The organism is Paracoccus rhizosphaerae, from assembly GCF_026162645.1.
In the GTDB taxonomy this organism is placed as follows: Bacteria; Pseudomonadota; Alphaproteobacteria; order Rhodobacterales; family Rhodobacteraceae; genus Paracoccus; species Paracoccus rhizosphaerae.
Genome location: NZ_JAOTBE010000090.1, coordinates 1 through 10,732, shown reverse-complemented (window position 1 = coordinate 10,732; position 10,732 = coordinate 1). Strand labels below are relative to the sequence as shown.

Here is a 10,732-nt window from a genome sequence, read left to right as displayed (position 1 = left end):
ATTGTGACGCGCGGATCTCCATCTTGGCGGCGGCCTTTGTGCTGACATGCCGGATACGTTTGTGCAGACTGATCATGTCATTAAAAATTGCCGCTTGCAGACGGGGCGGGCCATACGTTTTTGCACGCAGGCTGCAAGCCGTTCCATGGACCAGATCCGCCCCTGCCTCACCCCTTGCCGAGACCGCGGTCCCAAATAGACCGATCCAGCACTCGGATCGGAGTATCATCGGCGTGAAGGAGGTCAGTGGCCATCACATCGGTCTGGATCCGCTCGATCAGCGAGACCAGCACCTTCATCGCGCGCCCGCACCAGTCGACCAGCGTGCTGTCCGGGATGCCGGCGCCGATGCGGGCAAAGATTTCGGTTTGGCGATAGAGGGGGATGTGGTCACCGAACTTGGATACCAGTATCTAGGCCAGCAGGCCACACTCGCCATGCTGCCTGGGATCGGCCTGCTGGGCGCGGGCGTCTGCACCATCTTCTCGCAGCGGCGGCAGGACTTCTTCAGACGCGCGATCTGCAGGACCTTCAGCTGCGCCGCGACCAGATCGAGCATCTCGCTCATGTCTTCGCCCACGACCCGCAGCTCACCGCCGCAATCCAGGCAGCAGCTGCCCAGGTCGAGCTCCCGCCGATCTCGCGGGGGGTTGCTGACACGCGGGGACGACGACGTGGCTTACCCTCGTCGATGTCGCCGGTCGTGACCTCAAGGACGGCATCTGCCTCGTCGTCGTCCGCCGGGGTGCTGGCGATTTCGGCGCTAGCGATCAGCAGATCCTCGAGGGCCAGTTCCAGCTGTTCGATCTCGCGCCTAATCTTCTCCGAGGACTTGCTAAAGGCCTGCTTCTTGAGCTTCGGGATCCGCATGCGCAGCATCTGGATCAGCGGTCATGCGTCCGAATTGCCGCCGACATTTCGCGTTTTCCGCCTGCAAGGCGGCGATTATTGCTTTTAGAACAGGGGGATACTCGGGAAGGATGAGCGCGTCATTCGACATGCCATCATCTACCACATATGCTCAGAAACCAATATAACAGGGCGTTTCAGGAGAAAAATCACCCAACCCGTGCCGGCGGAGCACCCCAGACCGGCCGACGTCGACCACGGCTGCTGGTCCAAACCCGCACACATTGGAAACTGGGCACCGCCGCGATGTTCGAGCATGTCGACGGGGACCGGCCCGGTTGCCAGCGATGCTGATTGCCGAGATGCCCGAGATCGGCATCATCACCGGCGAAGAGGCTGCGGCACGTGACGTTCCAGGCGGCACTGGTCGCGGCATATCACAACCCAAGCCTGAACTCCTTCGCAGATCGCCCCCGCAAGGCTGGAAAACCGCACAAGGTCATCATCACCGCCGTTGCCGGAAAGCGCGTCACCATCGCGAAGGCCTTGTGCAAGAGCCATCAGAAATGGACCGCCGTGACGGCCTGAAAGATACAGTTGCTAGGAAGGCTCAGGTTGTGGACCGGGAATCAGGAAAGGAAATCCAATGGCCAAGTATATCCACTCGATGATCCGCGTCCTCGACGAGGCGCGCTCGGTCGAATTTTATGACCGTTGCTTCGGCCTGAAGGTGGCCGAGCGACTGGACTTCGACAAGTTCACGCTGGTCTACCTGTCCAATGGCGAAAGCGAAACCGAGCTAGAGTTGACCGTCAACAAGGGCCGGACCGAGCCCTATGACCTAGGCGACGGTTATGGCCATGTCGCCTTTTCGGTTGACGACGTGGACGCGCTGCATGCCCGACTGGAGGCCGATGGCCTGGTGCCCCGCAAGCTTGTCGACTTCGCGCCTGGCGGTGACGTGATCGCCCGGTTCTTCTTTATCGAGGACCCGGACGGCTACGAGATCGAGGTCCTGCAGCGGGGTGGCCGCTACAGGTGAGATCCGCGCCCGTCCTTAAAGCAGCGTTATGCGCTGCGGGGCCGGGATGCCCCACCGGCGGTTCAGGTGATGCAAATCGGCAGGCACCGGATGGCGGTACTGCTGCGGATGGCGCGACGTCGTTTCACGGAACTGCGGCGGGCCGGTCCCGGCTCTTTCGGCTCGAAGACTGTCGTTGGGGAACAGGTCAGACGCGCTGCGCGAGGATAGCCCCCGAAAGGGGGGCGTTTGACGGCGCGGGCTGGGTCGGTAATGTCGGCTCATCACAAGTGCAGGATGACGCATGGATTTCATGGCGAGGGCGACGGCGGTCGTGGGTGGGACGATGGTTCTTCTGAGGCGCTTCAGGGCGCCCCGGACCCAGGCAGTGGGCGATGCGCCCGCGATCCCCACGGCGCGCAAGCAGGGCATCATGACCCTGAAGATGCCGACCGCAAAGGGCTGGGTCGAGGGACATGTTCCGAGCGCGGCACCGGGCCTTCGGGTGAACGCCTTCGCCTCGGGCCTGGATCACCCGCGCTGGATCGAGGTTCTGCCGAATGGCGACGTCCTGGTGGCGGAGTCGAAAGAGCAGCCCTCGCCCCCCAGAACGCTGATGGATCATGCCACTCAGGCCACGATGCGGCGCGCCCGCGCCATCGGCGACAGCGCCAACCGCATCACGCTGTGGCGCGACAGAGATGGCGACGGCAGGGCCGAGATCAGGGAGGTGTTCCTCGACGGTCAGAACCAGCCCTTCGGGATGGCCCTGGCCGGCGACAGCTTCTATGTCGGCAACACCGACGGCATTAGCGTCTTTCCCTATGAGACTGGTGCGGTGAGCATTGCGCAGCCGGGCCGGAAGCTGGTCGATTTCCGCCCCGGCGGACACTGGACGCGCAGCCTGATCCTGTCCCCGGATGGGCAGAAGATCTACGCAGGCGTCGGCTCGCTTTCGAACATCGGTGACAAGGGGATGGAGGCCGAGAAGGGTCGCGCCGCCATCTGGGAACTGGACCTGCAGAGCGAGAAGGCACGCATCTTCGCCTCGGGCCTGAGGAATGCGGTCGGCATGGCTTGGGAGCCATCGTCGAACACCCTCTGGACCGTCGTCAACGAGCGCGACGGGCTGGGCGACGAGACGCCGCCGGACTATCTGACCTCGGTCAGGGACGGTGGGTTCTATGGCTGGCCATATTGCTATTGGGGCCAGACGGTCGACGACCGCGTCCCGCAGGATCCCGATCTGGTCGCACGCGCAATCACGCCGGATTATGCCCTGGGCGGACACACGGCCTCGCTCGGGCTGTGCTGGATGCCAGCGGAGACCCTGCCGGGTTTTCCCGACGGCATGGTCATCGGCCAGCACGGGTCATGGAACCGCTCGACCCTCAGCGGCTATCGGGTGGTGTTCGTGCCGTTCACCGACGGGCGTCCGTCCGGGCCGCCGCGCGACATCCTCTGGGGCTTCCTGTCGTCGGACGAAAGGCACGCCTATGGCCGTCCCGTCGGGGTCGCGATCGGGGCCGACAAGGCATCGCTGCTGGTAGCGGACGACGTGGGCGACGTCATCTGGCGGGTGACCGCCGCCTGACGCGCCGTAGCCTTAACTTGGCACTATGGCGGCTGTCGTCGTGTCAGGCGTGCCGAGAGTAATGGAGATTGCGATTTCATAGCACTGGCTATATATCATCGCAGGTCTTCGAAATCTTCGTATGGACCGCCCGCACGACATGACCCAGCCTGCTCCCACGTCGCCGAAACGCGACACCCCCGGCATCGACGCCGAGAGCCATGCCGAGGGCTTCCAGAAGACCCGGAACGCGCGCAGGACTGAGCTTTGCGAGGATTACGTCGAACTGATCGCTGAACTGATCGGCCGCGAAGGCGAGGCACGCCAGGTCGAGATCGCCCGCCGCTTGGGGGTGGCGCAACCCACGGTTGCCAGAATGCTGAAGCGGCTGGCCGAGGACGGATACATCCAGCAAAGGCCCTATCGGGGCGTGTTCCTGACCCCCATTGGCGAGGCCCTGGCAGCCGCCTGCCACCGCCGTCACGAAATCGTCGAGGGCTTCCTGCGCGCGCTTGGCGTCAGCGACGAGGTGGCGCGACATGATGCCGAGGGCATGGAACATCATGTCAGCGAGGAGACGCTGCAAGCCTTCGCGCGCTTTCTGGATGGCCAGCAGGACACTGGGACTCGCTGACCGCAGACCATCGGCCTACCGCAGATCACGATGCTTGAGCTTCCCGCTGCAGACCGCCGTCGCCTGTCGGTTCGTCAAGCAGCAGCCGCAGCGACAGCTTTTTGCCGCACCGACAGTGCTTGACATGCCCAATTGCGCTTCATAGCATTTGCTATATTAGTTAGTCGTTGCACAAGTAGTTAGGAGCTGCTGTCGAATGATCCGCTTGCTGGCGACTGCCGCTCTGATCGGCAGCCTCGGGGCCGCGCACGCTCAGGACCGCCCCCTGGACGTCGTCGCGACGATCGGCATGATCGGCGACATCGCTACGCATGTCGGCGGCGACTGTGTCGAGGTCACCACGATCATGGGGCCGGGGGTGGACCCGCACCTCTATGGCGCCAGCGCCTCTGACGTGCGGAGCTTTCAGTCCGCCGATGTCATCTTCTATTCCGGCTATTCGCTGGAGGGTCAGCTCGGCGAGGTCCTGGCCAAGTTCGCCGAACGCAAGCCGACGGTGGCGCTTGCCGCGTCCTCGATCGCGGAAGGTGACCTGATCAGGACCGATGGCGCCTATGGCATCGACCCGCACCTGTGGATGGATGCTGGTCTCTGGTCCCGTATCGTCCCCACCATCGCCGAGACGCTGAGCGAGGCGCGGCCGGACTGCGCCGAAGGTTTTGGCGCGAATGCGGAGCGCTATGTCGCCCAGCTGACGGCGCTGGACGCCTGGGTCGGTGACGCCATCGCGACCATCCCAAGCGGGCAGCGGACGCTTGTGACGGCGCATGACGCCTTCGCCTATTACGGCAGGGCCTATGGCATCACCGTCGCGGGCATCCAGGGCATCAGCACCGAAGCCGAGGCCAGTGTCGCCGACATCCGCGCCAGTGCCGATCTTGTCGCCGCGACAGGCGTTCCCGCGATCTTCATCGAAAGCACGATCAACCCGCGGACAATTCAGGCTGTCATCGACGCGGTCCAGCAGCAGGGCCATGACGTTCGGGTCGGCGGACAGCTTTATTCGGACGCCATGGGCGCGGACGGAACACCCGGAGGCACCTATATCGGCATGATCCACGAGAACACGCGCACGATCGTCGAGGCCCTTGGCGGCACCCCTCCGCCACTTCCCGAGGCGCTTGCCGATTGGGCCGAGGAATGGAACCTTGCGAAAGCGGCACCGTGACCGGCTGACCTACCGCACCGAAGAAAGACGTCGACCGTGACCGAACCGCTTCACGAACCGCAACTGGCGCTGCATGTCGAGGACCTGACGGTCAGCTATGAGGGCAAGCCCGTCCTGTGGGATATCGACATCGACATCCCTCCGGGCGTCATGGCTGCCATCGTCGGCCCGAACGGCGCCGGCAAGAGCACGTTCATCAAGTCCGTCATGGGGCTGGTCAAGCCGACCGCAGGACATGTCAGGATCTTCGGTCGTCCCTACGCGGCGCAGCGACGCCGGGTCGGATACGTCCCGCAGCGGTCGACAGTCGATTGGGATTTCCCCACCACCGCGCTGGACGTGGTCGAGATGGGCCTCTATGGCCGCCTCGGCTGGTTTCGCAGGCCCGGCAAGCGGGAACGGCAGGCGGCGCTCCATGCGCTTGAGCAGGTCGGGATGCAGGACTTCCTCGACCGCCAGATCAGCCAGCTTTCGGGCGGTCAGCAGCAACGGGTCTTTCTGGCCCGCGCCTTGGTGCAACAGGCCGACATCTATTTCCTGGACGAACCGATGGCCGGGGTCGATGCGACGACGGAACGCGCCATCGTCGACATCCTGCATCGCCTGCGGGCGCAGGGAAAGACGGTGATCGTCGTCCACCATGACCTGCAGACGGTGCGGTCCTATTTCGACTGGATGGTCATCCTGAACGTCCGCGCCATCGCGCAGGGCCCTGTCGCCACCGTCTATACGCCCGAAAACCTGCGAAAGGCCTATGGCGGCCAGATCGCATTGATCGAGCGCAGCACCTTTGCCGACGACGCCGCGCCGGCCGGCGGGGGCCGGGATTAGGATGCTGGCGCTGCTGGGCGATTACACGATCCAGACGGTCGCGATGGGGGCGGCCCTGCTGGGCATCTCCAGCGGTGTGCTGGGCTGCTTTGCCGTCCTGCGCAAGCAGAGCCTTCTGGGCGACACCCTGTCCCACGCGGCCCTTCCGGGGATCTGCATCGGCTTTCTGATCGCTGGTTCACGCGATATCGGGACGATCCTGGCGGGCGCGCTTGTGACAGGGGCTGCATCCGCGCTGGTGGTGCTGCTGTTGACGCGAATGAGCAGGCTGAAGACGGACGCCGCGCTTGGGATCGCGCTCAGCGTGTCCTTCGCAATCGGCGTGGTGCTGTTGACCCATATCCAGGGCGGAGGCAACGCGTCGCAGGGCGGGCTGGATTCGTTCCTGTTCGGCCAGGCCGCAGCGATCCTGCGGGGCGATCTGTGGATCATGGGCGGCGTCACGCTGAGCGCGCTGGCGCTGGTGGGACTGCTTTGGAAAGAGTTCAAGCTGGTCTCGTTCGATCCCGGTTTCGCGACCTCGCTCGGGCTGCCGGTTGTCGCGCTCGAGGTGGCGATGACGACGATGGTCGCGCTGGCCGTCGTGGTGGGCCTGCAGATGGTCGGCGTCGTCCTGATGACGGCGATGATCGTCGCACCGGCGGTCGCAGCCCGGCAGTGGACGCACAGTCTGGGGGGCATGGTCACCCTTGCGGCCCTTTTCGGAACTATGGCGGGTGTCTCTGGCGCGGTTATCAGCGCGACGGTGCGGGGGTTGTCGACGGGGCCGCTGATCGTTCTGGCGATTTCGGCCATCGTCCTGATCTCGCTGGTCTTGGCGCCCGGCCGGGGGCTGGCATGGGCCAGCCTGCGGCGCAGGCGCGACCGTCGCAGGCTGGCGGGCAGGCAGGTCCTCTCGACGCTGTACGGACTGGCTGCGGAACATGGCGACCAAGGCTATCGGGCCGAGCTTGGCGCGCTGGACACCTTCCACGGCACCCCGACCCGTCAGACGCTGCAGCAGCTGGAACGTCGCGGCCTGGTCGCCCCCGTCACCCATGCACCCGAGACGACGCCGCACTGGGAACTGACGAAGGCCGGATTCGCCGAAGCGCGGCGGATCGACGATGCCCCCGAAGGTGACGACAGATGATCGAGGCCTTCTTCCTGAACATCTCGCTGATGATCATGCTGACGGGCGCACTGGTCGGCTGCGCCTCGTCGCTGGTCGGCACCTTCCTGGTCCTGCGCGGCAACAGCATGCTGTCCGACGCGATCAGCCACTCGATCATCTTCGGGATCGTGGTCGTCTGGCTTCTGACCGGGGCGGCAAGCGGGCCCGTCCAGATCGTCGGCGCGGCGATGACCGGAGTCCTGACCGTCTTCCTGACCGAGCTCCTGTTCAGCACCCGCCGCGTCAAGTACGACGCCGCCATTGGCCTGGTATTCCCGGTGCTCTTCTCGGTCGGGGTGCTGCTGCTGAACCTCTATGCCCGCGACGTGCATATCGACCAGCATACGGTCCTGCTGGGAGAGATCGGCTTCGTCTGGTTGGACACGGTCGATCTTGCGGGATACGAGATCCCCCGGTCGCTGATTTCGATGTCCGTGATGACCGTGGTGAACCTGCTGTTCGTGAGGGTGCTCTACAAGGAACTGAAGATCACGACCTTCGATCCGGCGCTTGCCGCCGCCCTGGGGTTCGCGCCGACGGCGATCTTCTATGCCCTGCTGTTCCTGACCAGCGCGACCGCCGTCGCGGCCTTCGACGCGGTCGGCGCGGTGCTGCTTGTGGCCTTCGTGATCGTCCCCCCGTCGGCGGCCTATCTTCTGACCGACCGGCTGTGGGTCATGCTGGCCATCGGCATGGCCATTTCGATCGCCTCCAGCGTCAGCGGCTATTACCTCGCCGTCGTGCTGGACGTGTCCATTGGCGGCATGATGGCGGTGATGACCGGCGTCTTCCTCGGCCTCGCGTTCCTGTTCGGGCCGCGCTACGGCGTGATCGCCCGGCTGCACCGCCAGCGTACCGAGCGAGAGGCCAACGCCCTCCGGACGGTGGCGATCCACCTCTATTCCCACGAAGACGGCACTCAGCAGCACGAGGAGAACGTCGCCCGCGCGCTGGAGACGCACCTGGGCTGGACCGCCCGCCATGCGCGCGCGGTCATCGCACAGGGGCTGACGCGAAACCTGCTTGCGCGTCAGGACAATCTGCTTGTCCTGACGCCAAAGGGCAGAGAGCATGCCCGGTCGATCCTTGAACCCTGGCGGAACTAGCCTGGCATTCTTCCGGCCGCCGATGCTCGCAGAACGCCACGTCAGTCGATGTCGCTGCCCTGCGGGATCAGGCTGCGCCGTCGCATGAACAGCGTGACTCGACGGCCCAGCTTCAGGGCAGGATAGATCGCCCTGGCGACCTTGGGGTTGGACAGCAGCCTCCGGTTCAGCCGGTTCAGGCTGTCCGAGGACGACGACAACAACGCCATCATGTGCACCGCGTCACTGCCGTGATGCACCCGCCCGCGATGAACGAACAGCATCCCTTCGTTCAGGTCATATCCCTGCCGCTGGAAGTCGCGGACGCGCGGATCATCAGACCGCGCATCCAGAAGCTCGACCTTGCCGACCATGTCGCGCAACCGCACCAGCTTGACGTAGTTCTGGCAGAAGATGCAGTCGCCGTCATAGACGATCAGGGCGCCGTCATCAGGCGGGTTCATTCCGCGGGACTCACGCCAAGCTCGGTCGGCGGGCTGCTGGGAACCTCGCACTGACCATAGAAGGCGCATCCGGTGATGACCGGCAGGTTCGCGATCGCATCGATGACGCCCACGAACACCAGCAGGACGATGCCCACAAGAACTGCCTTCATCAGGCCGTTCGGCGGGGTCGGAACCGCGGTCGCCAGCTTTTCCGCGGCCTTCAGCGAGGAGGGTTCGTAATAGCTCATGTCGATCTCCGATGGCGGCTTTGGCGTGACCGGGTCAATGGGTGCAGACCTTGGGCCGGTCGTAGTCGACCGTCTTGAACCGCAGCAGGTTCCGTTCGATCAGGCCCGGCTGCTGGTCGGCGAAGGTCGCGCTTGTCGCCCGTTCGACCGTCTGGCCGTTCAGCTCATAGGTGACCCAGGCATCCGGGTGCCGTCTGAGGTAGTCCTTCAACGCGAACAGGACAAGGTGCTGATCGTTCTCCATCTGCTGTTCCAGCCAATTGTCGTTGGCATCGACGATGCGCACGATGTCGTTCTGATAGTCGAACAGATAGGGGGGACGGTCGAACAGCAGGTGGTTCGTCTCTCCACCCTCGGTGTGCAGGTTCGAGAACATGTTGATCGAGCTCTCCGTCTTCAGCCCTAGATAGGGCGACAGGCAGGACAGGAAGAACAGGACCGGGATCGCGAACAGCCAACGCGGCTGCCGTGCCGGCGCAGGGCCGGTATAGGGCAGGTAATGCAGGGCCGCATTGGTCAAAATGACCATCAGCGCGCCGCCGATCACAGCCCACAGCAGGATGCCGACCGAATGGCGCAGCATGTCCAGCGACCGGTCGGGATAGATCGTGTGCAGCGTCATGACGATCGCAGCCGCCACCGCAAGGAGGACCGCCCCGATCAGCAGCGTCTCGAACGAGCGAAGGCGGGCACGGGCCGGGGCCAGCACCGTCCGGATCGTGTGCTGCGCCATGGCGCTGACCGGGCGCGGGATGCTGAGGATATAGAGCGCGAAGACCAGGCACGAGAAGTCCATGTACCAGGAATAGGCCGAGATCGGGATGATGTAGTGGAACACCAGCGCCAGGATGAAGCCCACAGCGAAGAAACGCCGCCAGTAGAGGGCGACGATGGCGATCGCCTCGATCACGAAGGTCGAATAGATGGCCAGATAGCGCCCGAACAGGTTGTCCTCCAGCCCGAAGGGGCTGGCCAGGGGCTGATACAGCCCGACCGCGCAGCTGACCGTCGGGTCGAGGAAGTCCGTATTGATCTTGTGGAAGATGCCATAGAAATACATGATCGCCAGCAGCGCCCGCGCGACGATCCGGATCTGTTCGTAGAACGCGATGCGGTCGATGCCGGTCCTGCCAGAGCTGAAATAGAGGTATCCGGCGCTGAGAAGGATGGCGAGATCCATCACCGTCGTGATCGTCTGGTTGTTGGACGCCACCGGCGCCCGCAGCGCGTAAAGCAGCACGACGGTGGCCGACAACGAAACCAGCAGGGCCGTGGCCCTGGGGCGGGCGATCAGCAGAAGACTCTGCACGACCACGGCCCAGGCTGGAACGGCGTAAAGCATCCCCTTGTGACCGGCAAGGGAGCCATAGTCGCCCGCAATGCTGAAGAGTGCCGCCAGCGCCCAGAGCGGGGCAAATGCCGTCAGCCCGTCCGCCACGTCGAGCGGCTGCTCAGTGGGACGTGAACGATATGATGATGACAATGAATTATTGGTCAAGTACAATTTATGGTTGTTTTCAAATGTGTTGGTTAACCTGAAGTGCCTTTTGTCTCCCTATCCGTAAAAAGGCATTAATCAATATAAGTTTTTCATTTAAGGAAGCTAGGTGTCCGATCCCGGATGATCACATAGATCCTCGCCGGACGGCGCTTTTCGTGGCAAGATCTATCCTTGGCGAGGTTCGGGACGGGAGGCGAGGATGCTGATCTCTCTTCACAAGCAG

The 10,732-nt window shown here is 63.9% G+C and carries 11 protein-coding genes and 2 pseudogenes; 8 read left to right on the top strand and 5 right to left on the bottom strand.

All coding sequences use genetic code 11. The features are described 5' to 3' along the window. Positions 1 to 138 precede the first annotated feature (138 nt). Together OC184_RS20595 and OC184_RS20590 are read right to left on the bottom strand one after the other, a co-directional pair. Positions 139 to 678, bottom strand: a pseudogene (locus OC184_RS20595) (IS66 family transposase); the annotation flags it as partial. Positions 679 to 699: 21 nt separating this feature from the next. Then, positions 700 to 1,000 (bottom strand): annotated as a pseudogene (locus OC184_RS20590) (IS66 family transposase); the annotation flags it as partial. 254 nt (positions 1,001 to 1,254) lie between these two features. Between OC184_RS20590 and OC184_RS18325 the strand changes: the two are divergent. The 8 genes from OC184_RS18325 (at position 1,255) to OC184_RS18290 (ending at position 8,335) form a co-directional block, all read left to right on the top strand. Next, positions 1,255 to 1,437 (top strand): hypothetical protein, encoded by a 183-nt coding sequence (locus tag OC184_RS18325; protein WP_265508597.1) that lies wholly within the window; start codon positions 1,255 to 1,257, stop codon positions 1,435 to 1,437. A 58-nt stretch (positions 1,438 to 1,495) separates the two neighbouring features. Then, on the top strand, positions 1,496 to 1,891 hold the full coding sequence (locus OC184_RS18320) for a VOC family protein (RefSeq protein ID WP_265508596.1): 396 nt from the start codon (positions 1,496 to 1,498) through the stop codon (positions 1,889 to 1,891). Positions 1,892 to 2,174: 283 nt separating this feature from the next. After that, positions 2,175 to 3,464 carry a PQQ-dependent sugar dehydrogenase gene (locus OC184_RS18315; protein ID WP_265508595.1) on the top strand — a complete coding sequence of 430 codons (1,290 nt, stop codon included), beginning with the start codon at positions 2,175 to 2,177 and terminating at the stop codon, positions 3,462 to 3,464. Between the two features lie 139 nt (positions 3,465 to 3,603). Beyond that, positions 3,604 to 4,077, top strand: a complete 474-nt coding sequence (gene mntR / locus OC184_RS18310; protein WP_265508594.1) for a manganese-binding transcriptional regulator MntR — start codon at positions 3,604 to 3,606, stop codon at positions 4,075 to 4,077. A gap of 196 nt (positions 4,078 to 4,273) precedes the next feature. Beyond that, a complete protein-coding gene (locus tag OC184_RS18305) occupies positions 4,274 to 5,245 on the top strand; it encodes a metal ABC transporter solute-binding protein, Zn/Mn family (protein WP_265508593.1) in 972 nt (323 codons plus the stop codon). Positions 5,246 to 5,281: 36 nt separating this feature from the next. Next, complete coding sequence (locus tag OC184_RS18300) at positions 5,282 to 6,076, top strand: metal ABC transporter ATP-binding protein (RefSeq protein ID WP_265508592.1); 795 nt, start codon at positions 5,282 to 5,284, stop codon at positions 6,074 to 6,076. A 1-nt stretch (position 6,077) separates the two neighbouring features. Next, complete coding sequence (locus tag OC184_RS18295) at positions 6,078 to 7,208, top strand: metal ABC transporter permease (protein ID WP_265508591.1); 1,131 nt, start codon at positions 6,078 to 6,080, stop codon at positions 7,206 to 7,208. Then, positions 7,205 to 8,335, top strand: coding sequence for a metal ABC transporter permease (locus tag OC184_RS18290; protein ID WP_265508590.1), 1,131 nt, complete (start codon positions 7,205 to 7,207; stop codon positions 8,333 to 8,335). Before OC184_RS18295 ends, OC184_RS18290 begins: the two co-directional genes overlap by 4 nt. A 41-nt stretch (positions 8,336 to 8,376) precedes the next feature. Here OC184_RS18290 and OC184_RS18285 read toward each other — a convergent pair whose 3' ends face one another. Genes OC184_RS18285 through OC184_RS18275 form a run of 3 tightly spaced genes read right to left on the bottom strand, consistent with a single transcriptional unit; the run spans position 8,377 to position 10,446 of the window. Further along, positions 8,377 to 8,778 (bottom strand): DCC1-like thiol-disulfide oxidoreductase family protein, encoded by a 402-nt coding sequence (locus OC184_RS18285; RefSeq protein ID WP_265508589.1) that lies wholly within the window; start codon positions 8,776 to 8,778, stop codon positions 8,377 to 8,379. Continuing rightward, a complete protein-coding gene (locus OC184_RS18280) occupies positions 8,775 to 9,008 on the bottom strand; it encodes a hypothetical protein (protein WP_265508588.1) in 234 nt (77 codons plus the stop codon). Before OC184_RS18280 ends, OC184_RS18285 begins: the two co-directional genes overlap by 4 nt. A gap of 34 nt (positions 9,009 to 9,042) precedes the next feature. Continuing rightward, positions 9,043 to 10,446: a thiol-disulfide oxidoreductase gene (locus OC184_RS18275; RefSeq protein WP_265508587.1), complete on the bottom strand. Its 1,404-nt coding sequence runs from the start codon at positions 10,444 to 10,446 to the stop codon at positions 9,043 to 9,045. Positions 10,447 to 10,732 lie beyond the last annotated feature (286 nt).